Consider the following 22,264-nt stretch of genomic DNA (forward strand, 5'->3'; position numbering starts at 1 on the left):
GCAAATTCTGCGGAAAGGGCAACGCCCGCAACGGCATCAGAAAGGAGACAAGTACCTATGTCAACCTGGAACGGAATCCGAAACAAACTGGAGAATGACTACCTGTGCCCGGCGCTCCGGGGCCGCATCCAGTATTTTGCCACCAGTTACTGGGAAAGCCATGACCAAACAGGCCGGGCGGCCATTCGACTGGACGGCGTGGAGGTGCTGCGAAGTAACTACTACGCTTATGAACAGAACTACTGGAACAGATATCAGGCCCTGCGGTGGGAGGGTGTCGGAGAGGACGACCCGAAGGCCCCCTTCCGGATGGCCCATGAAGGGACGCTGAACGACGGCTGTTTTGACAACATTTTTTTCTATGAGGCATTTCACGAATTTGACAACCAGAGCATCGAGAAAAGCCTTACCAGCGAGAATCCGCTTGTCCGTGTCTTTGCCCTTCTGGACCGCAGGCTGGGAAAGCGCCGCCTGCTTGCTTTGGAGGAATCCATGGAGCAGGAGCTGGACTGGGTGCGGGCCTTCTATGTGATCCGGATGCAGGCAGAAGGGCTGATGGAAAAAGAATAACATACAGGAGGAACCACTATGTCACAGATCGCATCCTTTTATCTTCTCAAAGACGGCCGGCGGCAGGAACTGTCCAACGGCGACTGCTCCGGCGCGGTCTATATGGCCATCTGGGACTGGTGTGAGAGTGAGCTGGATCTGGATGTCCGTTTTCCTGCTCCCCAGGCGGAGGACACCCTGGACTGCGCTCTGCTGAAGGGAGAGTTGGCGTCTAATGTGCTGGCAGCCCTGCGGGAGCAGGACCTCCCGGAGCTGGCCGCTGAAATTGCCCCAGACTGGGATCTGCCCACCGAGGCGGTGCAAAGCGGGCTTGAAACGCTGCGCTCCCATCTGGAACTGGTGCGGGGCGACATTGCCCTACTGTATGAAATGACTTGACGAGACTATGCCCAAGCCAAGGATGCAGGTTAAGAAACGGAGAGAAATACCATGGCAAGAGATGGACTTGTGTTCAAAGACGAGGATGGTCAGGTCATATTCAACCAGTACAGTTTCTGCGAACTGGTGAAGCACCTGCTGGTGGAGCTGGTGGGGATCTCCTATGAGGAGGCATCCCAAATCGTGGAACGCTCACCGCTGGCAGCACCGGTGGATAATGTTATGGGCGTGGCGATATTCAGCCATGAACTGACTTATTACTGGGCTATGTTTTTCTACTATGGGAACGGTTACTGGTTGGGGGACAAGGGTATTCCAGCGCAGCCAGAGGATATGGATGCCTATGAAACTCTGGAAAATAAGATCATGGAGAAATACCACTTAAAGGAGCCGTTTATATGGACATAAGAGAGGTGTTCACCATCGACGGCCGCCGCTTTTCTAACATGGCCGGGTTTTATGACGAAGTGGAGCGGGTATTTACATTCGGTTTGGACTGGAAGATCGGTCGGAACCTGAACGCTTTCAACGATATTCTCCGGGGCGGTTTTGGGCGGCATGAGTATGGACAACCCATCCACATCCAGTGGCTGGCCTATGAAAAAAGCGTCCGTAATCTCGGGAAAGAGACTATGGACACCATTGTGGAAATCATCTTGGATACGGACCATTCCGGGCACGACTGTACCCTGGAACGGCTTTGACCAAGCAAAAAAGGAGGCATCACTATGGGACTTGACATCTACGCCGGAACATTGACCCGGTACTATTCTCACAACTGGAAAACTGTTGTTCAGCAGTGGGCGGAGGAAAATGGATGGGGCTTTCAAAAAATCACACCGGATGGAGAAGCTGCTGATAACGAGGAAGAAATGTCCCCGGCTGAGGTCCAGGCGGTGGTGGAGAACTGGCGGGATCAGATCTTGAGCGCCATTTCTCAGCCGGGCCAGCCTCCCTATGCTCCCTGGCCGGAGGATAATGAGAAGCCCTATTACACCGACAAGCCGGATTGGGATGCCTTCGGCGCTATGCTGCTGGTGGCTGCCTGCCATACATACAATGAGCCGGTGCCTTCCACTGTGGAGAAGGACTGGAACTTCGGGGAGCATCCTCTGGTCGCCCGTCTTGCATCGGACGAGGAGCGGGTGTGGTCTCTGTTCCGTGGGGCAACTTGGTGGCTGCCTCTGGCGGATGCCTTCTTCTTTCAGGCACCTCTGCCCACTGATAACACCGCCGCCATCAGCACAGTGGGCGGACTGCGGAAGGAGCTGGAGAAGCTGAACCAGCTGGCATGGCAGGCCGATGAGGATACCATCCTTGATTGGGCAGATACTGAAGGATACCCGATAGAGGGAACCATAGACCCGGATGGGCAGTACAGCAAGTTGGACATCTCGGAACACACCCGGTATGACACCCAATCCCTGGCCAAGTTTGCCTTCTCCATGTTCTGGCGTGCCATGCGGTTTGCCGAGGAACAGCAGGTACCCATCCTGCTGGATTACTAAGGAGGTTTTTTATGGGATACGATGTGAGCTTTCACCCGATTTCACCAGAGGAAATGCGGGAATGGTATTTTACTCCCTTAACCTGGATACAGCAGGGACAGGAGGAAAAGGTGCTGGCACTCGCCGCACAGTACGGAATAGAGGATTTCTATGCAGAAAAATATCTGGATACCCTGCGGGTTGGGGCTGAAACAGAATCCAACGAGCTGTTTGACAAAAGCCATGGTTTCTATATTGCAGTGATCCAAGGTTTTTTCCGGGATTACTATTACACCAGAGGCAGTGCTTTTTCTTTCCTGGCGGAAGAAAAGCCGGAATATGAGCGGTACTTCACCTCATGGGGTCAAGTGACTCCTGTTTCCTTTCCAAACCCCATGCAGAACCGAATCATCGAAAACTATTGCTCCGGTGTATATCTGTCTCCGGATCAAGTTATGCAGCTTCTCAAAGACATGGAGCAGGACCCCAAAGTGTGTGAAGATCTGGAGAGGATTTGGAGCAATGGACAGATTGCTGTGCTGAAAAAAGCACTTTCTGCCGCTGCAGAACTGGGCGCCGGCCTGCTGGAAGCCACTGAAGTGGTAGAGCCAAACCCCATCAGTCCAAATGAGAGTACAAGCTATTCCAACCTGTATCACTGCGACAGGGACGGGGTGTATCTCTACATAGATACTGTCAGTGCTCAATTAGCGGATGTGATTGGAAGAAGTGAGGAACAAGCATAAGCGGTTGGGAGAATTTTATGGAACAAAAACGCCCGGCAGATATATTTCAGGAGCTTCTGGACTACCTGTGGAACGGCCTGGGCCTGGAGGAAAAGGGCTGGAAGCGTCTGAAAAAGGGCGACTTCAAAAAGAAAATGAAAAATGGGCTGACCTATCAGATCTGGTTTGACCGGAGCCGCTACAACTACATAGACTACGAAATCGGCCATGGAAATGTGGAGGTGGGCTTCAGCTGTATCATAAAGCAGGGAGATGACTACCTCTACACTTTCAGAATTGAACCCACAACAGGCGGTTCATTCTTTCGGATGCTGACAGAGGACCTGCGGTTGGACACCGGGCTGCTGGACACCTTCCTGCCCCTGATCAAAGCCCACTACCTCAATTTTATTGACTGCTTTGAAGCAGACCCAGTAGGGGCGCTCCAGTCGGTCTGCACCCCCTTTACCCAGCCGGAGGATTACAGCTGGTGCATCTATGTGCGGGAACAGATGGTGGAACGGTACGGAACAGCGGAACAGCTGGAGGAGTACCGACATCAGGTGAAATTGCGCGGAACACCGGAGCATAAGGCAAGGAACGGGATGGGCTCGATGTTGTTCCATCTCTCCCACGCCAATGATGTGGATCAAGCCTGGGCCTCAAGCCGCACCAAAGAGGAACTGGACCAGGTGGTGGAACCCTTTGTGCAGGCCAAGCGGCAGACAGGACAGTGGACGCAGGAGGATGAGGTGGGCTATCAGCTCTACCAGCAGGAAACTGATCCGAAGAAACGCACCTTTCGGGTATGGTATCTCATTGCCAATCCCCGGGGCCTGCCGAAAGAGTTTGTCCAGAAAGAACTGGAATTCCGGTGGAAGCTGTTCCCGGAGAAGAAGGAGGAAAGCAAATGAGCAATAAATTGTTCCAGCAGAACCTGGATGACAAAAAAGGCCCCCAGCCCGGCGGCCCCTATCTCATTCAGATGCTGTTCAAAGAGCCGGTGGACATGCCGGACAAAGAGAAAATGACTGCCGTAATGGGGAAACATATCGGATCAGCAGAGTGCTTCTGTTATGATAAGAAAATGGCTGGCTTTGCCGCCCTGGATCATATTGCGGAATTTCAGGACGGCAAGTGCCCGGTACAGCTGATGGTGATGAAATGCGATAAGTTCAAGGGCAAAGGCTTTGACGCCTTCCTGATGAGCCAGATGTGGGACTGCCAGGAGGACCGGGAGCGGATCTTCCGGGAGTGCCGGTATCAAGTGGTGGCCACCGATATGCTGGCTGCGGCGCTTCCGGCGCTGGAGCGGGCCAACCTGGACGCCGACTTCTTGGAGGCTCTGGCGGAGCTGTACCCCTCATGCGAAGCATTCTATTTCCAGAACTGCGGCAAGCTGTTTCTGGCAGAGGATGTGCGCTCCCATCAGATTGAGGGCCCGGATCGGTTCATCCGCTTTGGCGTCAATGTCCGATTCTTCAACATTGAGGGTACGGAGGATATGCTCATCGACACGGTGGGCATGAGCACCCTGTTTTTGCCGGATCTCCAGTACCACTTCCACGGCATGGACCCAAATTGGGTGGTAAACCATGCCTACAATGTGGCGTCCTACATTCTGGAACATGATAACCCCATTAAGGATGGTGAAACCATAGACGGCGTGGCGGATGGCCAGATGTGTCGGGAGATTCAGTGGAAGTGCCAATATGAGGATGCTCTGATTCAGCCGCCCAGAGGGGTGCTGGACATCAACATGGGGAAATATGCCTCGGGAGGACGCTGACTTTTTATCATACCAGCAAAGGAGGTGGGAACCATGCAAAGCCAAGGCAATATCAGAGTTGTTGAAATGCTTCGCTATCTTTATCAGCATACAGATGAAAACCATCCTGCTACTGTTACAGATATTACTGCTTACTTGAAAGAGCGAGGCATTCAGGCAGTGCGCCAAACGGTCTATGCTGATTTGAACGCTTTGATTACAGCTGGGTTTGATATTGTGATAGTCAAAAGTACACAAAATCAGTATTTCATTGGAAGCAGGCTTTTTGAATACCCGGAATTAAAAATGCTGGCGGATGCGGTGGCTTCTTCCAAAATCATTTCTGCAAAAAAATCGGAAGCTCTGGTAAAGAAGCTGGGATGTTTGACGAGTATCCATCAGGCAGAACAGCTCAAGAGGCTCGCCAGCTTATCCAGCCGTGTAAAACCAGGAAATGAAAAAGTCTACTACATAATCGACAGTATTCATTCTGCTATTTTGGAGCATCGTCAAATCGAATTCCAATACTATGAATACACTCAGACAAAAGAAAAAATCCTGAAACATGATGGATACCGCTACCTTCTGGACCCTTATGCGCTGGAGTGGAAAAATGACCATTATTACTTGATTGGCTACTCACATAAACACAGCAGAGTCGCCCACTTCCGTGTAGATCGTTTGGCAGGCGTTGATGTCTTAACAACAGAGTTTGCTCAGCTTGAAAATTTTGATGTGGCTGCATACACCAACACAATGATTGATATGTTTGCCTCGGAGGGCACACTGGATGTTGAGCTGCTGTGTGATAACGAGCTTATGCGAGTTATCATTGACCATTACGGAGAGAATGTCCCTGTGCGAACCTATGATGAGGATCGTTTTATAGCAACAATCAAAGTAAACCCAAGCGGCACATTCTATGGATGGGTATTTAAGTTTATGGGGAAGATCAAGATTCTTTCCCCCCCAAGAGTGTGTGAACCAGATGAGAAATGCAGCAAGGTTGTTTATTTGAGGAATCGGGGCGAGGTGTTAAAGATATTTAACACCTCGCCCTGCTTTTCTTTTTTCGCCTTGAATCGAACACCTGTTCCGCCTTATAATAAGAAAAGCCGAAAACCCTGATAAATCAATGGTTTTCGGCGTTTAATCTGGCGTCCCTGGCGGGATTCGAACCCACGGCCTTTCGCTTAGGAGGCGAACGCTCTATCCTGCTGAGCTACAGAGACATTAAAAAATATGACGGCTCTCTTTCAGAGCCGTCTTTTATTCTACCATTTTTCTTCAAAATGGACAAGCCCCTGAAGCCAAATTATTCCGCGAAATCTTCTTCCCGGCATAGGCTCACCAATCAGGTCCTGTTGATTAATACATACATCCATCACAATACCATTCGTATCTATCGTTATGGCGTAAATCTTCTCTTTTGTATAATTGTTTTCCCGAAGATCCACATCCAGAATTTCACCCATGATATTGTAATGGTCACACTCCACACCGCACGGCATAAAATGAGTTGTTACAATTGAAAAGACATCTTCATCCATGATTCGTTTAGAAATCATAGAATAAGTATCCATATCTTCCAGCGTCAGATTTTCGATAGCGTCTTCATCGCCTTCCCGCGCAGCCTGTATCATCTTCCGGCGTTCCTGATCTGAACGTATCTCAGATACTACCGGTGTTTTCTGATAAACTGGCATCAGGATCTTACCCTCTACGGAAAGACCGGACAGAATCAACGATGCGGAAGTACTTTCCATATGTCCGTACCTTTTTTTATTCAGATATTCGGTCACATTCTGCAGATAAAAAATCAGGGATACTCCCAGATTTACATCATCACAAACTCCGGAGTAAGACTCTTTTTCAGCATGACGTTCGATCGCCATATCCTCGTAATAATGAGCTGTTGTCCCGGAAAAATATGGGATACAGTATTCTATTTGAAACTCATCATTTTCATCGTATACGCCCCGAACCAGAAGTCCCATTTGTTCCGCGAATTCTTTTCTCCGTTCGGAAAAATCCTCTCCCTCTTCCGTGACCGCAGTTTCTTCCGTCTGATAGCATTCGGAAGTGAATTTGGACAAGGCCTCAAATTCCTCTCTTTTTTGAATGCCGCTGAATCCCACTGCTCTTAGATAACGATGCAAGAGATACCTCCTATCTCAATTCTGTCTTGCCGCCCATGTAGGGACGAAGCACTTCCGGAATCCGAACGCTTCCGTCAGCCTGAAGATTGTTCTCCAGAAATGCGATCAACATACGGGGCGGCGCAACTACTGTATTGTTCAATGTATGCGCGAAATACTTGCCATCTTTCCCATCTACGCGGATTTTAAGTCTCCTTGCCTGAGCGTCTCCCAGATTGGAGCAGCTTCCTACTTCAAAATACTTCTTCTGTCTTGGAGACCATGCTTCCACATCAAAAGATTTTACTTTCAGATCTGCCAGGTCACCGGAACAGCACTCCAGCGTTCTCACCGGAATATCCATGGACCGGAACAAATCAACGGTGTTCTGCCACAGTTTATCAAACCACATCATACTGTCTTCCGGCTTACATACCACAATCATCTCCTGCTTTTCAAACTGATGGATGCGGTATACTCCTCTTTCCTCAATGCCGTGAGCGCCTTTCTCTTTACGGAAACACGGAGAATAGCTGGTCAATGTATAAGGAAGCTTTTCTTCCGGAATGATCGTATCGATAAATTTACCGATCATGGAATGTTCGCTGGTGCCGATCAAATAGAGATCCTCTCCTTCAATCTTGTACATCATGGCGTCCATCTCGGCAAAGCTCATTACGCCGGTAACCACATTGCTTCTGATCATGAAAGGAGGTACGCAATAAGTAAAACCTCTGTCGATCATAAAGTCTCTCGCGTATGCGATCACGGCGGAATGCAGTCTGGCAATATCTCCCATGAGGTAATAGAAACCATTTCCCGCTACTTTTCTGGCGCTGTCCAGATCAATGCCATTAAAGCGCTCCATAATCTCCGTGTGGTACGGAATTTCAAAATCTGGAACCACCGGATCTCCATATTTGGTAACTTCCACATTCTCACCGTCATCTTTTCCGATGGGTACGCTTGGATCAATGATATTGGGAAGAGTCATCATGATCTTTGTTACTTTTTCATTTAATTCTGTCTCTTTCGCAGAAAGTTCTTCCAGGCGGGCAGCCTGGGCAGCCACCTGTTTTTTCACTTCTTCCGCTTCTTCTTTCTTTCCCTGTCCCATCAGAGCACCGATCTGTTTAGACAGTTTATTTCTCTCCGCGCGCAGCTGGTCTGCTTCCTGCTGAGAAGCTCTTCTCTCCGCATCCAACTGAATCACTTCATCTACCAGAGGAAGCTTCTGATCCTGGAATTTATTTCTAATATTCTGCTTTACAACTTCGGGATTTTCCCTGACAAATTTCAAATCTAACATACATATCCTCCTGTTTCACTCTAAACATCTGAACTCATTCTTTCATCATATAATAGTATCCTTTAATTTGCAAGTATTCCCATATCATTCTTCTGCAATTCCGCCGTTAACGGCCAGTTTCAGTGCCTCTGCTTCCTCTTCTGACAGATTAATATATGATTCTCCTTTGATGATCTCTTTCACATAAGAGTAACATCCTTCTCTGCTGTACATAGAATTGATCAATATTCCGTTATTTTCTTTATCAAGAAGTGCCAGAGAATAACTTAATTTTCCGCTCATTTCACGAAACGCGTCATATTTTACCAGACCCGTTTTTTGGTAAACGCTTTGAAGATTGTCGTTGATATCCAGAATCTGCTTTTTATTTTCTTCACTGGAATTCTCCAGTTTATCAAGACGATCAAACTGGTTTAGGATTGTATCTTCCATGGATTCCATATCTTTTCCTCTCATAAACCTATCATACTTACGATACAGTTTTTTCATTTTACATAAATTTACAATATACAGAATAATCAATATCAGCGTGATCACTAAAAGGCCAATCATAATATAGGCCGGGTCAATTCCATAAGATGCCAGATATTCTAAAATCGGACTGTTCATGCTATTTTCTCCTTTGTAATATTTCGCTATTTTGTCAGAATATCCATCAGACGCTCTAATTCTTCCACTGAATAGTATTCAATCTCTATTTTGCCTCTCTGCTCATTTTTTCGATTTATGGAAACTTTTGTTCCGAGAGCCGCTTTCATTTTCTCTTCCAAACTTTCATAGACTGCAGTCTGTCCGGGATCCTCTGCTTTCTTTGGCGGTTTTTCTTTTCCTATATTCTTTACAAACTTTTCCACCTCTCTCACGCTCATTTTCTCATTAAAGATCTTTTGCGCTGCCTGAATCTGCAGCTTGGGATCTTCTATTGCCAGGAGCGCTCTCGCGTGTCCGGTTGTCAGCATACCATCCACTACCATTTGCTGAACCCTTTCATCCAGCTTTAAAAGACGCATAGAATTTGTCACTGCTGTCCTGCTTTTTGCCACTCTTTCCGCTACCTCTTCCTGTTTTAAATGAAATTCAGTGAGCAAACGCTTATAGGCAATGGCTTCTTCTATAGGATTCAGATCTTCCCTCTGAATATTTTCGATCAGAGATATCTCTACTATTTCCTGATCCGACATATCACGAATTACAACAGGAACTTCTTTTAATCCGGCTGCTTTTGCTGCTCTCCATCTTCGTTCTCCTGCTATTATTTCGTAGTAATCGTCTCTTTTCTGCACAATCAGCGGCTGCAGAATTCCAAACTGTTTTACAGAATCTGTCAATTCCTGCAATGATTCTTCATCAAATTTTTTTCTGGGCTGATCTCTGTTTGGTTCGATTTGATTGATTTTTAATCTTATCTCTGCCGGTTTTTCAACCACTTTAACCTTTTCCGGTACCTTTCCGGTATCAGGTATCAGACTGTCCAGGCCTTTCCCAAGACCTCCTCTTTTTACTGCCATTCTGTTTCTCCTTTATGCAATACTTCCTGTGCCAGCAAACGATAGCTTTCCGCGCCTGCCGAACGGGGATCGTACAGATTAATCGGAAGGCCGTGACTCGGAGCTTCTGCCAGACGGACATTTCTTGGAATAATTGTTTTATAAATATTCTGATGAAGATAACCCTTTACATTTTCCACTACCTGAAGAGAAAGATTTGTTCTGGCATCATACATGGTAAATACAACGCCTTCTATTTCCAGATCCGGATTTAATCTTTCCTGTACTAATTCTATCGTATGTATCAGCTGGCTTAACCCTTCTAGCGCATAATATTCACATTGAATAGGTACAAGAACCGTATTGGCAGCTGTTAATGCATTTACTGTAAGCATATTCAATGACGGCGGACAATCTATAATAATAAAATCATACTGATCCGCCACTTTGGATACTTGTTTTCTTAATATGTACTCTTTCTCCTCAATACCGATCAGCTCTATCTCGGCTCCGGCCAGATTTACATTTGATGCCACCAGATATTGGTTGTCTATCTCTGTTTTTATAATACATTCCTTTATCTCACATTCCCCCAGCAATAAATCATATACGTTATTTTCTGTCGCATTTTTATCAACGCCAAGACCGCTGGTGGTATTTCCCTGTGGGTCAATATCGATAGTCAACACTTTCTGACCTATTTCCGCAAGACATGCGGAGAGATTGATCGCTGTTGTTGTTTTCCCGACGCCGCCCTTCTGGTTTGCGATCGCTATAATTCTTCCCACAATATTTCTCCTTTGATATAATATGACGTTTTCCGCAGTGTAGCTGTCTTCCGCGGTTTTACCCCGCAGTGCGCGTTCGTCTCCGTTTCTCTTCGACTCGCTCCCGGGCTTCGCCCTATGGAATCCGCTAAAAACAGATCCTTTCATGCAAGCATGATGCGGCTGTTTTGCTGTCTTCCGCGGTTTTACCCCGCAGTGCGCGCTCGTCTCCGCTTCTCTTCGACTCGCTCCCGGGCTTCGCCCTATGGAATCCGCTAAAAACAGATCCTTTCATGCGAGCATGAAGAATCTGTTTTTAGCGGATTCCGCACTGCTCATTGCTTACGGGGACATTATATCATAAAAGTGTTTCACGTGAAACATTGAGATTTTATTTTTTTAATCATTTTAAGATGTTTCACGTGAAACATACTGCGGAATTTTCCTGTTGAAGGTTCGAATGATATAGTATAAAATAGACACAAGAATAAACTGTCAAGCGAAAAGAGGTATTTGTATGAAAACAAATAAAATCACTCTGACCGTGTCTCTTCTCACGTTGACCGGAACGGCGTTGAGCGGTATATTTGCTATTAACAAAACCATTGACAAATTAGCTACATCCAAAGGGCTTCTGGACGAAAGGAAAAAAGAAACTTATCACTGGAGATTCGGAGATATATGCTACAATGTCTGTGGAGAAGGAAAACCGGTTCTATTAATACACAATTTAAAAACAGGCAGTTCTTCTGTAGAATGGTCTTCTATTATACCGGAACTTTCTAGAACAAATACTGTCTATGCAGTCGATATGCTTGGTTGCGGTCTTTCCGAACATTCCAATATCACCTATACCAGCTACATGTACACACAGCTGATCATTGACTTTATTCAAAATGTGATCCGAAGAAAAACCCATGTAGTCGCAACAGGTAAATCAGCCGCTATCGTACTTGACGCGTGCAGCATCAACGAAAATCTTTTTGAAGATATTGTTCTGATCAATCCGGAGAATTTAAGAACATTGCGTAAAAGACCTGCGAAAAGAACAAAAACCGCGGAATTCTTTATCAAACTGCCCATTATTGGTAATTTTATATATCATATTGCTACCAGTAAAAAGAAAATTCGAGAAACATTTGAAAGACGATACTATTACGATACAGAAAAAATATCCGACACCTGTATTGACTTTTACTACGAATCAGCACATCTTGGCAATGGAAACGCGAAAAATCTTTTCCGGAGTCTTGCAGGCAGATATCTCAATACTGATATAACGCGTGTACTGAAAGAAACCAACAAAAATATACACATTCTGGCAGGACGTGAAATTACAGATATTAAAGGAATTATAAAGGAATATCAGTATTATAATCCGTCCATTGAAGCAGAGTACATCGACTATACCAGAGAACTGCCTCAACTGGAAGCCCCAAAAGAAATAATGAAATATCTGAATATATATCTTTATAATTAAAAATAAGGATTGCTGTGACAGAAACAGCAATCCTTTCTTTTATGAAAGTGGGCTTCTGGAGGGAAGTCCTGATTTTCTCGGATATTTTTTGGGAGTTTTTTTTATTTTTCGGATTATAACCATAGACCTTCCAATATCTGTTCCCGGAAGATAGAATTTTTCACACTTCTCTGTTTCGCCTCCCAGAATAGAAACCGATTTACAGGCATTCCGCAATTCCTCTTCTATATCGCCGGATTTATAAGATACAAATCTTCCTCCTACTTTCACATACGGAAGGCAATATTCACACAAAGTCGCGAGATTTGCTACTGCTCTGGAAACACATATGTCATAAATCTCCCTTTTCACGCCTTCTTTTGCGAAATCCTCCGCACGTCCGTGAATCGTCTCGACATCTTGCAGACAAGTTTCCTGTATTACCTGATCCAAAAAGCGAATACGTTTATTCAGTGAATCCAGAAGAGTTACTTTTAATCGAGGGAACGCAATTTTTAATGGAAGACCCGGAAAACCGGCTCCGGTACCAATATCAATCAGGTTATCTACATCTTCCAGATTTAAATAGGAAATTATCGACAAACTGTCCACGAAATGTTTTTGTACTACTTCCTCAAACTCCGTAATACCGGTAAGATTCATAAACTGATTCCACTCCGCCAGCAGTTCATAATATTTGAAAAACTGTTCCGCCTGTCTGTCTGTAATTTCCAGCCCGATTTCTGCTATTTTATTCTTTATATATGTTATTTGATCTTTCATATTTATTCATCCACATGTTTTTTTGTCTGCCGCTGTTCCAGATAGACCAGCAATACCGAAATATCTGCCGGTGAAACACCGGAAATGCGGGAAGCCTGACCAAGAGATATGGGTTTACATAATTTTAATTTTTGAACTGCTTCTATCCGAAGACTTTTTATCTGATCATAATCCAGATCCTCGGGTATTCTGCGCCCTTCCAGCTTTTTAAACTGTTCTACCTGTTTCATCTGTCTTTTTATATAACCGTCATATTTAATATCGATCTCCACCTGCTCTATAATATCCTGAGGAAGTTCCGGCCGGGACGGATCGATGGGAGCCAGATCCTTATAATGAATTTCCGGACGTTTCAGAATCTCTGCCAGGGAGACTGCCGTCTTAAGAGGCGTACTGCCGCAGGCCGTCAGAAGTTCCTGTACTTCTCTGGACGCTCCCACCATCCGGCTTTCAAGCCTGTTCTTTTCTTCATCAATTCTTCGTATCTTTTCCTTTAACGCCTGATAACGTTCTTCAGATATCAATCCCACCTGATATCCAATAGGCGTCAGTCTTTGATCTGCGTTATCCTGACGCAAAAGCAGACGGTATTCAGAACGGGAAGTCATCATACGGTACGGTTCATGATTTTCCTTTGTCACCAGGTCATCGATCAGAACGCCGATATATCCCTGCGAACGATCGATGACGATCTGATCTCTTCCAAGCACCTCCATAGCCGCGTTGATGCCGGCAATCAATCCCTGAGCAGCGGCTTCTTCATAACCTGAACTTCCATTAAACTGTCCGCCGCTGAAAAGGCCTTTGATGTTTTTAAATTCCAGAGTCGGATAGAGCTGCTGCGGATTGATGCAATCATACTCGATTGCGTATGCGTTTCTGACGATTTTTGCATGCTCCAGTCCCGGAACCGAATGATACATGGCATGCTGTACATCCTCAGGCAGAGAACTGGACATACCGCCCACATACATTTCTGTCGTATACCGTCCTTCCGGCTCTATGAATACCTGATGTCTGTTTTTATCCGAAAATCTCACTACCTTGTCTTCGATGGAAGGACAATACCTGGGACCCGTTCCTTCTATCACACCGGAATATAAAGGAGAACGATCCAGATTTGCGCGTATAATTTCATGCGTTTTTTCATTCGTATAAGTCAGCCAGCAGGATACCTGGTCTATCTGAACGGATTCCGGATCTGTCGTAAAAGAAAAAGGTATTACTCTGGAATCTCCAAACTGTTCTTCCATCTTGGAATAATCGATAGTTCTTCCATCGATTCTGGCCGGAGTTCCTGTTTTGAAACGGTATATTTCAATACCCAGGCTTTTCAGAGAATCAGTCAGATGATTGGCAGCCTGCAGACCGTTTGGTCCTGTATAATTGCTGACATCTCCATAGATACAGCGGGCTCTCAGATAAGTGCCCGTACAGAGGATCACGGCTTTCGCGTGATAAACCGCGCCCGAATACAGACGCACGCCGGATACATGGCCTTCTTCCGTCAATATTTCCGACACCTCTGCCTGTACGATCTGAAGATGATCCGTATTCTCCAGAACCTGTCTCATGGCACGGCTGTATTCTGCTTTATCCGCCTGCGCCCTCAGAGAATGGACTGCCGGACCTTTAGACACATTCAACATTTTCGACTGGATAAAAGTACGGTCTATTACTTTTCCCATCTCACCGCCCAGCGCGTCTACTTCTCTCACCAGATGTCCCTTGGAACTGCCGCCGATATTGGGATTGCATGGCATAAGAGCAATACTGTCCACACTTACTGTAAAAACCGCTGTTTCAAGTCCCAGTCTGGCACAGGCAAGAGACGCCTCACATCCGGCATGCCCGGCGCCTACCACTGCTACATCCACATATTCTTCTAAAAATGGCATCTTCTATTCCTCATTTTCCCATACAGAATTTACTGAATATCTCGTTTACCAGATCTTCTCCGACTGATTCGCCTAATATCTGTCCTAAAGAATCATAGGCAGCCATCAAGTCAATAGAAAAAAAGTCTTCCGGCATACCTGCTTCAATACTCTCTTTTACTCTTTCAAAGCTCCGCTTCGCTTCTTCCATGGCGTTTTTCTGTCTGACATTGGTCAGATATACTTCGTCATTAAACGATACTCTTCCCTCCAGAAACATCTTTTCCAGAAGATCAGCAAATTCTTCAATTCCCGTCTCTTCTCTGGCGGAAACGGATATAACCGGTTTGGAAAGCCTCTCCTGAATCATTTCCGAATTGACCGCCGACGGCAAATCAGATTTGTTTAACAGAACAATAACATTCTGATCTTTCAAAAACGATATGATTTCTTCATCATTTTCATCCAAAACCGAAGAACTGTCAACTACATATAATACCAGATCCGCCTCATTCACCATATTTTTCGCGCGGTCCACACCGATCCGTTCCACCACATCCTCTGTCTCACGAATGCCTGCCGTATCCACCAGATTTAACGTAAGTCCCCTGATCCGGATCTGTTCTTCCAGTGCGTCTCTGGTAGTTCCGGCGATTTCCGTCACAATTGCCCTTTCATCTCCGGCCAGCACATTCAGCAGCGAAGACTTTCCCACATTAGGCTTACCTACGATAACCGTACGGATTCCTTCCCTCAAAACTCTTCCTTCTTCCGCTCCTGTCAACAATTCTTCTGACTCTTTCAGAAAGTTATCCACTTTTACACATAATTTTTGTGGATAACCTTCCAGACTGATATGTTCAGGGTCGTCAAGCGCCGATTCTATATAGGCAATCTCGTAGAGAACCTGTTCTCTCAAGGCACGGATCTTTTTCATCACTGAACCTTTCAGCTGGGAAACAGAACTCTTCAGCGCGTATTCATTTTTTGCCTGAATCACATCCATGACCGCCTCTGCCTGGCTAAGATCGATCCTGCCGTTCAGGAATGCTCTCTTCGTAAATTCTCCGGGATCCGCCGGCCTCGCACCATTCCTGATTACCAGATCCAGTATCCTTTTCATCACATATACGCCGCCATGACAATGAATTTCTACAGTATCTTCCGCTGTATAACTATGAGGCTTCTTCATAAGAAGAACAAGAACCTCGTCTATGATCTCCTCACCATCTTTAATCATTCCATAATGTGCCGTATATGCAGCCTGTTCCGATAATTTCTTTCCTTTTTTTCCCGGATGAAATATTTTTTCCGCTATCGATACGGATTTCTCGCCGCTGATTCTGATGATACCAATACCGGAACCGGTCATAGCCGTAGATATCGCCGCAATCGTATCGTTTTTATATAATTCCATCTTAAACTCCTTTAATGTAAAAAGAGGACGCTTATTCGCGTCCTCCACTTTTACTTTTCCAGTTGCCTCTCCGATTGTTGTTTCCGTAGCGGCGGTTGCGGTTGTTATTGTGAGGCCGTACCTGAACGCCTTCTTTCAGGGTAACCACTACACGGCGGAAAGGTTCTTCTCCTTCACTATGTGTCTCCACATATTTATCGTTCTGAAGAGCAGAGTGAATCACCCTTCTCTCATATGGATTCATAGGCTCAAGAACAACGGGTTTTCCTGTTCTTTTCGCTTTAGAGGCAATATTTTTCGCAAGGTTTTCCAAAGTATCTTTTCTTCTCTGGCGGTAATTTTCTGTATCTACCTTTACGCGGATATATTCTTCTTCCCCCTTGTTTGCCACCAGGCTTACCAGATACTGCAGAGAATCCAGTGTCTGTCCTCTTTTACCGATCAGCGTGCCCATATCGTCTCCGGCAAGATCAATATTCAGAGTATTTTCTTCCTGATCTTCTTCTATGGTAATCTGCACAACCATATTCATCGCTCCAAAGACCTGTTTCAGAAACTCTTCTACTATTCCTTTTCTGTCCAGAACTTTGCAGGCACGGATCTTCGCAGGTCTGCTTCCGATTCCCAGAAAACCGCTGCTTCCTTTATCCAGAACTTCATATTCCAGTTTATCAGAAGAGGTTTCCAGCTGAATCGCAGCTTCCATGACGGCATCTTCTACAGTCTTACCGGTATACTCTCTGTATTCCATCCCCATTCTCCTTTATTTTTTTGTCTTTTCGTTGTATTTTGCCACCATCGCAGCTTTAGATGCCAGACTTCCCGGTTTATCCGCGTTCTTGTAATATTCCGTAGAAGCCGCCATCGCAGCTTTTCTTTCCTCCTCTGTCATTCCTTTTTTAGGATGATCGATTGCTTTCACGTTTGTTCTGGCAATCTCATTAACCTTCTGAGGCGGAAGACCTTTCTTCTCGCGAAGGTGATTATTCTTTTCAATGTTTTTCTTTACCAGTTCATCCAGATCAATCTTATTCAGATGTTTGTTGATAGCAAACTGCTGAATTCCTCTGATCACCGCACCGACGATCCAGTACAGACCCATACCTGCAGGAAGCGTCAGACAGAACCATGCAGACATGAGAGGCATCATCAGATTCATAGTCTTCATGGTAGAAGCCATGGTATTCTCTCCGTCCTGAGAAGCGCTGGACGTCTGAGGCATCATTTTTACATTTAACCACTGTGTCAGAGCGGCAAGCACCGGAACAGCGATCGCTCCGATCAGCAGAAGCACAGAACCGGTAGCAAGAGCAGATCTTGCTATATTCCATGGAGAATTCGCGATATTAATACCAAAATCATTGACATGGTTAATCGAATTCTGCGTATTTAAGATCAGGCTCTCCATATCCGGAAAACGGTCGATCAGCATCTGCCAGGTGGCGTTTCCTGTCTCCTGCAGCTTATACAGTACATCAATAATAGTATTTGCCTGAGTAAAGTCAGTACCCACACCATACATATTTCCTGTAGTACTCAGTTCCTGCATGAACTCAGAACCGCCGGGCGCTGCCAGAATAGAATTTGCCAGTTCCGTAAAAATAGCTCTTACTCCGTCCACATAAGCGGGTATTTTCTGAATAACTGAATACATGGCCAGCAGTATTGGAAACTGGATCAGAAGCTGTACGCAGCTTCCCGTAGGAGACACTCCATACTTCGCATATATCGCTTTTGTCTCCTCGTTCATGGCCATCATAGAGTCGTTATCTTTTTTATTTGCGTATTTCTTCTGAATCGCCTGAATTTCAGGATTCATTTTTGCGGACAATTTGGAAAACTTCTGCTGTTTGATCGTCAACGGCAAAAGCAGCATATAAACGATAACCGTAAATAAAATAATACATACGCCAATATTCTGTATTCCAAATACACTATCCAAGAAATTAAACAACACGTTCATGATCCATCCAAGGATTCTAGCCACATCTCCGATAATAAACGCATTGTTCTGTGTCAATAACACGCCTGCCAAAATAGACCTCCTTCAATCTTCTGCAATCATACCTTCATGGAACAGGATCATATCCACCCTTTGAAAAAGGATTGCATCTTATTATTCTCCACAGCGCCAACAGGCTGCCTTTTATTGCTCCGTATTTCTGGATCGCCTCCAGACCATACTGAGAACAGCTTGGAATATACGGACATTTCGTGCTCTTTAACGGTGATAAATACTTCTGATAAACTCTGATCAAATAAATCAAAATATTTTTCATATTAATATCCCATGAAGTTTTCCCAAGTGAAGAAGCGCACTTTCAATTTCCCGGCAGGTTTTACCCTTTGCGCCCTTCCTTGCAATAACTACCATATCCAAACCACTATTGAACATGTCTTCGCGTAGTCTGTAACTTTCCCTGATTAAACGGGTTACTCTGTGCCTCACCACACTGTTGCCAACCTTTTTGCTGACTGAAATCCCCAGACGGTTCCGGCCTGTCTTATTTTCTGCCACATACATGACCAGATACCTGTTTGCGAACGATACACCCTCTCTGTATACCCTTTGAAAATCAGCATTTTTCTTCAAGGATTCTGAAAATCTCATTTGATCTCCTTAATAAAAATGTATAGAAGAAAAGGCCACATATATGCGGCCTACGCTGATAATTTCTTTCTTCCTTTTAATCTTCTGGCTGCAAGCACTTTTCTGCCGCCTTTGGTACTCATTCTTGCTCTGAAACCATGTACCTTGGATCTTGAACGTTTCTTAGGCTGAAATGTCATTTTCATAAATCAGGCACCTCCTTACCTTCTCAATATTATCAATTACTACTTTCCAAATTGTCAAAAAGCACTATTCCAATTATATACATAAGCTTCTTGTAAGTCAAGAAAAAAGTTATTCACATTTTTGTGGATAACATGTGGATAATTTGTGTATATGTCCATCATTTACCTTCAAAAACAGCAGATAATCATTGATATATTTTCTTTTTTATTGTATTATTTAGGATGAGAGATTAGCCATATATGTCAATATTCGCTGTCTTACAGCCTAACATATCAACAATTTATTTTGGGAGATAAGAGATCATGGATACACAACTGGAACTGTTAAAAGAAAAATGGGACGGGATACTTCAATCAATCCGTCAGGATAACGGACTTTCTGACGTAGCCTTCAAGACATGGCTGCTTCCGTTAAAAGTATTCCGCATTGAAGACCATGTTCTGAAAATTACAGCTCCATTTGAACAGGCCGTCACTTACATAGAAAATAAATATAAAACAATCCTGTATGTAGCTGTGGCAGAGGCTATGGGTGAAGAATATGACATCCGTATTATCACGGAAGAAGAAGCATCCAAAGAAAAACCTGTTGTATCCCAGCCAAAAAAACCTTCTCCTGTATCCCGGGAACTGGAAGATCAACAAACTAATCTGAATCCTAAATACACCTTCGATACTTTTGTCATCGGCAGCAACAACCGGTTTGCTCACGCAGCTTCCGTGGCTGTGGCAGAATCCCCGGGAAAAGAATACAATCCTCTATTTTTGTACGGAGGGGTAGGTCTTGGAAAAACCCATCTGATGCATTCTGTTGCACATTATATTCTTCAGAAGGATCCTTCCAAAAAAGTGCTTTATGTAACTTCTGAAGTATTTACCAATGAACTGATCGACTCCATCAGAAACGGAAACAACAACAGCATGACTAAATTCCGTGAAAAATACCGGAATATTGATGTTCTTCTGATCGATGACGTACAGTTCATCATAGGCAAGGAAAGTACCCAGGAAGAATTTTTCCATACATTCAATGCTCTTCATGGAGCAAATAAGCAAATTATAATTTCCAGCGACCGTCCTCCTAAAGATATGGAAACATTGGAAGCCAGACTTCAGTCACGTTTCGAATGGGGACTGATCGCTGATATTTCATCCCCTGATTATGAGACCAGGATGGCGATTCTTCGTAAAAAAGAAGAAATTGACGGCTACAATATCGACGACGAAGTAATCCGGTATATTGCCACGAATATAAAATCAAACATACGGGAACTGGAGGGAGCGCTGAACAAACTGGTCGCTCTTTCCAATCTGGAAAAAAGAGAAATCAATATCTCTATGGCAGAGGAAGTTTTAAAAGATATTATATCTCCGAACAGCAAAAGAGAAGTAACTCCTCAGGTAATTCTGGATGTGGTGGCAGAACATTATGGCGTTTCTGCCAGCGATATTATAGGCAGCAAACGTAATGCTGATATTGTCACTCCCAGACAGGTTACCATGTACCTTTGCCGTGAAATCACGGACACCCCTTATAAAGCCATTGGTATCCTTCTTGGAAACAGGGATCACTCCACGATTATCAGTGGGGATAACAAAGTGCGGGAAAAATTGCAGGCCAATGACACCAAATTAAAGCATAATATTGATATTATCAGGAAAAAACTGAGTTCAAGCTGACTTCTATATAATAGGAAACAGTTCATGTTCATTTTTATTCACACCTTCATGTGAATATCATGTAGACTTTTTGTGGAAAAGTTTATGATTTTTCTGAGGATGTTTATAACTCCTCTTTTTTGAACCTGCTTCCGGGGAGATTTCCACATATTTTTTAATGCTTTTTTTCCTTTATTTTCAGGGCTTGTACGGCTTATTCACAAATCCACAGCCCCTACGACTATGAAGACGAATCTACAAAATAATAACATAGATGTGACAGGCGAAAGGAGTTATACACATGAAATTGATTTGTTCTAAATCCAATCTGCTTAAAGGAGTAACCATTGTATCCAAAGCGGTTCCATCTAAAACCACCATGTCTATCTTGGAATGTATCCTGATCGATGCTTCTACAAACGAGATAAAATTAACGGCAAATGACATGGAACTTGGTATCGAAACCAGAATTGAAGGAGAAATTCTTCAAAAAGGAATTATTGCCGTAGATGCAAAAGTATTTTCTGAAATTGTAAGGAAACTGCCGGACAATGATGTTACCATAGAAACAGACAATAACTATCAGATTTCCATTCAGTGTGAAAAAGCAAATTTTCATATTTCGGGAAAATCAGGAGAAGATTTTTCCTATCTTCCCTATATTGAAAAGAAAGACTTTATTGCTCTTTCCCAGTTTACTTTGAAAGAAATTATTCGTCAGACAATCTTTTCAATCGCGGATAATGAAAGCAATAAGCTGATGACGGGAGAACTTTTTGAAGTTCATGAAAATGAACTGAAAGTAGTATCTCTGGACGGGCACAGAATCTCCATACGTAAAGTGGAACTGAAGGACAGCTATGAAGATAAAAAGGTGGTAGTTCCTGGAAAATCATTGCAGGAAGTAAGTAAAATACTTTCCGGCGAGATGGAAGACGAAGTGCGTATTTTCTTCACTGCCAATCATATCGTATTTGAATTTGATGAAACTACCGTAGTATCCCGTTTAATTGAAGGAGAGTATTTTAAAATCAACCAGATGCTCTCCAGCGATTATGAAACGAAATTTACGATTAACAAGAAAGAATTTCTGAGCTGTATAGACAGGGCTACTCTATTGATCAAAGAAGGAGATAAAAAGCCGATTATTTTCCGTATCACGGATCAAAATATGGAGATAAATATTAATTCTCAATTAGGATCCATGAAAGAGGAAATCGATATCCAGAAAGAAGGTAGGGATATTATGATTGGTTTTAATCCGAAATTCCTGATCGATGCTCTTCGTGTGATCGATGATGAGATTATTTATATTTATATGGTCAATCCGAAAGCGCCCTGTTATATCAAGGATGAGGAAGGCAGATATATTTACCTGATCCTTCCGGTAAATTTCAATGCGGCGGTAAATTAAAAGGGAGTCAGAATGATAACAGTAAAATTAAGAGAAGAATATATCAAATTGGGCCAGGCCATGAAAGCGGCCGGTCTCGTAGGTTCCGGAGTGGAAGCAAAGATAATGATTCAGGACGGGGCTGTGGCTGTAAACGGAGAGACGGAATATCAGAGAGGAAAAAAGCTTTACGACGGAGATCAGTTTACATATCATGGAGAAACAGTCCAGATCGTGAAGTGATGAATTGA

General features: G+C 44.2%; 26 protein-coding genes and 1 tRNA gene. 13 read left to right on the plus strand and 14 right to left on the minus strand.

Annotation, left to right across the window (positions count from 1 at the left end):
- Positions 1–57: 57 nt before the first annotated feature.
- From B5F29_RS10820 to B5F29_RS10860, 9 genes are read left to right on the plus strand one after another with little or no spacing between them, the layout of a single operon-like run.
- The gene (locus B5F29_RS10820) at positions 58–570 is read left to right on the plus strand and encodes an SF0329 family protein (protein WP_087154645.1); all 513 of its coding nucleotides are present in this window, start codon (positions 58–60) and stop codon (positions 568–570) included.
- A gap of 18 nt (positions 571–588) precedes the next feature.
- A complete protein-coding gene (locus B5F29_RS10825; RefSeq protein ID WP_087154646.1) occupies positions 589–948 on the plus strand; it encodes a hypothetical protein in 360 nt (119 codons plus the stop codon).
- A 51-nt stretch (positions 949–999) separates the two neighbouring features.
- Positions 1,000–1,356 (plus strand): hypothetical protein, encoded by a 357-nt coding sequence (locus tag B5F29_RS10830; RefSeq protein ID WP_087154647.1) that lies wholly within the window; start codon positions 1,000–1,002, stop codon positions 1,354–1,356.
- Entirely contained in the window at positions 1,347–1,652 is a 306-nt protein-coding gene (locus B5F29_RS10835; RefSeq protein ID WP_015544508.1) for a barstar family protein, read from the plus strand. The genes B5F29_RS10830 and B5F29_RS10835 overlap by 10 nt, the downstream gene beginning before the upstream one ends.
- Positions 1,653–1,676: 24 nt before the next feature.
- The gene (locus tag B5F29_RS10840; RefSeq protein ID WP_087154648.1) at positions 1,677–2,456 is read left to right on the plus strand and encodes a hypothetical protein; all 780 of its coding nucleotides are present in this window, start codon (positions 1,677–1,679) and stop codon (positions 2,454–2,456) included.
- A gap of 11 nt (positions 2,457–2,467) precedes the next feature.
- Positions 2,468–3,181, plus strand: a complete 714-nt coding sequence (locus B5F29_RS10845) for a YjfB family protein (protein ID WP_087154649.1) — start codon at positions 2,468–2,470, stop codon at positions 3,179–3,181.
- Positions 3,182–3,198: 17 nt separating this feature from the next.
- Positions 3,199–4,074 carry a spondin gene (locus tag B5F29_RS10850; protein ID WP_087154650.1) on the plus strand — a complete coding sequence of 292 codons (876 nt, stop codon included), beginning with the start codon at positions 3,199–3,201 and terminating at the stop codon, positions 4,072–4,074.
- Positions 4,071–4,949, plus strand: a complete 879-nt coding sequence (locus tag B5F29_RS10855; RefSeq protein ID WP_087154651.1) for a DUF4261 domain-containing protein — start codon at positions 4,071–4,073, stop codon at positions 4,947–4,949. Before B5F29_RS10850 ends, B5F29_RS10855 begins: the two co-directional genes overlap by 4 nt.
- 33 nt (positions 4,950–4,982) lie before the next feature.
- A complete protein-coding gene (locus B5F29_RS10860; RefSeq protein ID WP_242955645.1) occupies positions 4,983–6,056 on the plus strand; it encodes a helix-turn-helix transcriptional regulator in 1,074 nt (357 codons plus the stop codon).
- A gap of 27 nt (positions 6,057–6,083) precedes the next feature.
- Here the strand turns inward: B5F29_RS10860 and B5F29_RS10865 are convergent.
- The 6 genes from B5F29_RS10865 to B5F29_RS10890 all read right to left on the minus strand — a co-directional run bounded on the left by B5F29_RS10865 (position 6,084) and on the right by B5F29_RS10890 (position 10,650).
- A tRNA-Arg gene (locus B5F29_RS10865) sits at positions 6,084–6,160 on the minus strand.
- A 42-nt stretch (positions 6,161–6,202) separates the two neighbouring features.
- Positions 6,203–7,087 carry a DUF3881 family protein gene (locus B5F29_RS10870; RefSeq protein WP_087154652.1) on the minus strand — a complete coding sequence of 295 codons (885 nt, stop codon included), beginning with the start codon at positions 7,085–7,087 and terminating at the stop codon, positions 6,203–6,205.
- Positions 7,088–7,097: 10 nt separating this feature from the next.
- Positions 7,098–8,375 (minus strand): serine--tRNA ligase, encoded by a 1,278-nt coding sequence (gene serS, locus B5F29_RS10875; protein ID WP_087154653.1) that lies wholly within the window; start codon positions 8,373–8,375, stop codon positions 7,098–7,100.
- 84 nt (positions 8,376–8,459) lie between these two features.
- Positions 8,460–8,984 (minus strand): DUF4446 family protein, encoded by a 525-nt coding sequence (locus tag B5F29_RS10880; RefSeq protein ID WP_087154654.1) that lies wholly within the window; start codon positions 8,982–8,984, stop codon positions 8,460–8,462.
- A 26-nt stretch (positions 8,985–9,010) separates the two neighbouring features.
- Entirely contained in the window at positions 9,011–9,883 is an 873-nt protein-coding gene (locus B5F29_RS10885; RefSeq protein WP_087154655.1) for a ParB/RepB/Spo0J family partition protein, read from the minus strand.
- Positions 9,874–10,650, minus strand: a complete 777-nt coding sequence (locus B5F29_RS10890; RefSeq protein ID WP_087154683.1) for a ParA family protein — start codon at positions 10,648–10,650, stop codon at positions 9,874–9,876. The genes B5F29_RS10885 and B5F29_RS10890 overlap by 10 nt, the downstream gene beginning before the upstream one ends.
- Before the next feature lie 496 nt (positions 10,651–11,146).
- On the opposite strand from B5F29_RS10890, the gene B5F29_RS10895 reads away from it, so the two are divergent.
- Positions 11,147–12,109, plus strand: a complete 963-nt coding sequence (locus tag B5F29_RS10895) for a hypothetical protein (RefSeq protein WP_087154656.1) — start codon at positions 11,147–11,149, stop codon at positions 12,107–12,109.
- 39 nt (positions 12,110–12,148) lie between these two features.
- Here B5F29_RS10895 and rsmG read toward each other — a convergent pair whose 3' ends face one another.
- The 8 genes from rsmG to rpmH are packed head-to-tail and all read right to left on the minus strand — an operon-like array spanning position 12,149 to position 18,961.
- The gene (gene rsmG, locus B5F29_RS10900) at positions 12,149–12,871 is read right to left on the minus strand and encodes a 16S rRNA (guanine(527)-N(7))-methyltransferase RsmG (protein ID WP_087154657.1); all 723 of its coding nucleotides are present in this window, start codon (positions 12,869–12,871) and stop codon (positions 12,149–12,151) included.
- Between the two features lie 2 nt (positions 12,872–12,873).
- Positions 12,874–14,769, minus strand: coding sequence for a tRNA uridine-5-carboxymethylaminomethyl(34) synthesis enzyme MnmG (mnmG, locus tag B5F29_RS10905; protein ID WP_087154658.1), 1,896 nt, complete (start codon positions 14,767–14,769; stop codon positions 12,874–12,876).
- A gap of 10 nt (positions 14,770–14,779) precedes the next feature.
- Positions 14,780–16,165, minus strand: a complete 1,386-nt coding sequence (gene mnmE, locus B5F29_RS10910; RefSeq protein WP_087154659.1) for a tRNA uridine-5-carboxymethylaminomethyl(34) synthesis GTPase MnmE — start codon at positions 16,163–16,165, stop codon at positions 14,780–14,782.
- A gap of 31 nt (positions 16,166–16,196) precedes the next feature.
- Positions 16,197–16,916 carry an RNA-binding cell elongation regulator Jag/EloR gene (gene jag / locus B5F29_RS10915; RefSeq protein ID WP_087154660.1) on the minus strand — a complete coding sequence of 240 codons (720 nt, stop codon included), beginning with the start codon at positions 16,914–16,916 and terminating at the stop codon, positions 16,197–16,199.
- Positions 16,917–16,928: 12 nt separating this feature from the next.
- Complete coding sequence (locus B5F29_RS10920) at positions 16,929–18,191, minus strand: YidC/Oxa1 family membrane protein insertase (protein WP_242955647.1); 1,263 nt, start codon at positions 18,189–18,191, stop codon at positions 16,929–16,931.
- Positions 18,192–18,234: 43 nt separating this feature from the next.
- Positions 18,235–18,444 carry a membrane protein insertion efficiency factor YidD gene (gene yidD, locus B5F29_RS10925; protein ID WP_087154662.1) on the minus strand — a complete coding sequence of 70 codons (210 nt, stop codon included), beginning with the start codon at positions 18,442–18,444 and terminating at the stop codon, positions 18,235–18,237.
- Positions 18,441–18,776 (minus strand): ribonuclease P protein component, encoded by a 336-nt coding sequence (rnpA, locus tag B5F29_RS10930; protein WP_087154663.1) that lies wholly within the window; start codon positions 18,774–18,776, stop codon positions 18,441–18,443. The genes yidD and rnpA overlap by 4 nt, the downstream gene beginning before the upstream one ends.
- A 50-nt stretch (positions 18,777–18,826) precedes the next feature.
- Complete coding sequence (gene rpmH / locus B5F29_RS10935; RefSeq protein WP_087154664.1) at positions 18,827–18,961, minus strand: 50S ribosomal protein L34; 135 nt, start codon at positions 18,959–18,961, stop codon at positions 18,827–18,829.
- A gap of 315 nt (positions 18,962–19,276) precedes the next feature.
- On the opposite strand from rpmH, the gene dnaA reads away from it, so the two are divergent.
- The 3 genes from dnaA to B5F29_RS10950 all read left to right on the plus strand — a co-directional run bounded on the left by dnaA (position 19,277) and on the right by B5F29_RS10950 (position 22,256).
- Entirely contained in the window at positions 19,277–20,641 is a 1,365-nt protein-coding gene (gene dnaA / locus B5F29_RS10940; protein ID WP_087154684.1) for a chromosomal replication initiator protein DnaA, read from the plus strand.
- A gap of 280 nt (positions 20,642–20,921) precedes the next feature.
- Positions 20,922–22,034 carry a DNA polymerase III subunit beta gene (gene dnaN, locus B5F29_RS10945; RefSeq protein ID WP_087154665.1) on the plus strand — a complete coding sequence of 371 codons (1,113 nt, stop codon included), beginning with the start codon at positions 20,922–20,924 and terminating at the stop codon, positions 22,032–22,034.
- Positions 22,035–22,046: 12 nt separating this feature from the next.
- Entirely contained in the window at positions 22,047–22,256 is a 210-nt protein-coding gene (locus B5F29_RS10950; protein WP_087154666.1) for an RNA-binding S4 domain-containing protein, read from the plus strand.
- The last annotated feature ends 8 nt before the right edge of the window (positions 22,257–22,264 follow it).

Source organism: Lachnoclostridium sp. An196 (assembly GCF_002160135.1).
GTDB lineage: Bacteria > Bacillota > Clostridia > Lachnospirales > Lachnospiraceae > Hominiventricola > Hominiventricola avistercoris.

Bases quoted from the DNA above. Each gene is read 5' to 3' on its own strand.
- B5F29_RS10820 (WP_087154645.1), top strand. From the start codon at position 58: ATGTCAACCTGGAACGGAATCCGAAACAAACTGGAGAATGACTACCTG.
- B5F29_RS10825 (WP_087154646.1), top strand. From the start codon at position 589: ATGTCACAGATCGCATCCTTTTATCTTCTCAAAGACGGCCGGCGGCAG.
- B5F29_RS10830 (WP_087154647.1), top strand. From the start codon at position 1,000: ATGGCAAGAGATGGACTTGTGTTCAAAGACGAGGATGGTCAGGTCATA.
- B5F29_RS10835 (WP_015544508.1), top strand. From the start codon at position 1,347: ATGGACATAAGAGAGGTGTTCACCATCGACGGCCGCCGCTTTTCTAAC.
- B5F29_RS10840 (WP_087154648.1), top strand. From the start codon at position 1,677: ATGGGACTTGACATCTACGCCGGAACATTGACCCGGTACTATTCTCAC.
- B5F29_RS10845 (WP_087154649.1), top strand. From the start codon at position 2,468: ATGGGATACGATGTGAGCTTTCACCCGATTTCACCAGAGGAAATGCGG.
- B5F29_RS10850 (WP_087154650.1), top strand. From the start codon at position 3,199: ATGGAACAAAAACGCCCGGCAGATATATTTCAGGAGCTTCTGGACTAC.
- B5F29_RS10855 (WP_087154651.1), top strand. From the start codon at position 4,071: ATGAGCAATAAATTGTTCCAGCAGAACCTGGATGACAAAAAAGGCCCC.
- B5F29_RS10860 (WP_242955645.1), top strand. From the start codon at position 4,983: ATGCAAAGCCAAGGCAATATCAGAGTTGTTGAAATGCTTCGCTATCTT.
- serS (WP_087154653.1), bottom strand. From the start codon at position 8,375: ATGTTAGATTTGAAATTTGTCAGGGAAAATCCCGAAGTTGTAAAGCAG.
- B5F29_RS10880 (WP_087154654.1), bottom strand. From the start codon at position 8,984: ATGAACAGTCCGATTTTAGAATATCTGGCATCTTATGGAATTGACCCG.
- B5F29_RS10885 (WP_087154655.1), bottom strand. From the start codon at position 9,883: ATGGCAGTAAAAAGAGGAGGTCTTGGGAAAGGCCTGGACAGTCTGATA.
- B5F29_RS10895 (WP_087154656.1), top strand. From the start codon at position 11,147: ATGAAAACAAATAAAATCACTCTGACCGTGTCTCTTCTCACGTTGACC.
- rsmG (WP_087154657.1), bottom strand. From the start codon at position 12,871: ATGAAAGATCAAATAACATATATAAAGAATAAAATAGCAGAAATCGGG.
- mnmG (WP_087154658.1), bottom strand. From the start codon at position 14,769: ATGCCATTTTTAGAAGAATATGTGGATGTAGCAGTGGTAGGCGCCGGG.
- mnmE (WP_087154659.1), bottom strand. From the start codon at position 16,165: ATGGAATTATATAAAAACGATACGATTGCGGCGATATCTACGGCTATG.
- jag (WP_087154660.1), bottom strand. From the start codon at position 16,916: ATGGAATACAGAGAGTATACCGGTAAGACTGTAGAAGATGCCGTCATG.
- yidD (WP_087154662.1), bottom strand. From the start codon at position 18,444: ATGAAAAATATTTTGATTTATTTGATCAGAGTTTATCAGAAGTATTTA.
- rnpA (WP_087154663.1), bottom strand. From the start codon at position 18,776: ATGAGATTTTCAGAATCCTTGAAGAAAAATGCTGATTTTCAAAGGGTA.
- rpmH (WP_087154664.1), bottom strand. From the start codon at position 18,961: ATGAAAATGACATTTCAGCCTAAGAAACGTTCAAGATCCAAGGTACAT.
- dnaN (WP_087154665.1), top strand. From the start codon at position 20,922: ATGAAATTGATTTGTTCTAAATCCAATCTGCTTAAAGGAGTAACCATT.
- B5F29_RS10950 (WP_087154666.1), top strand. From the start codon at position 22,047: ATGATAACAGTAAAATTAAGAGAAGAATATATCAAATTGGGCCAGGCC.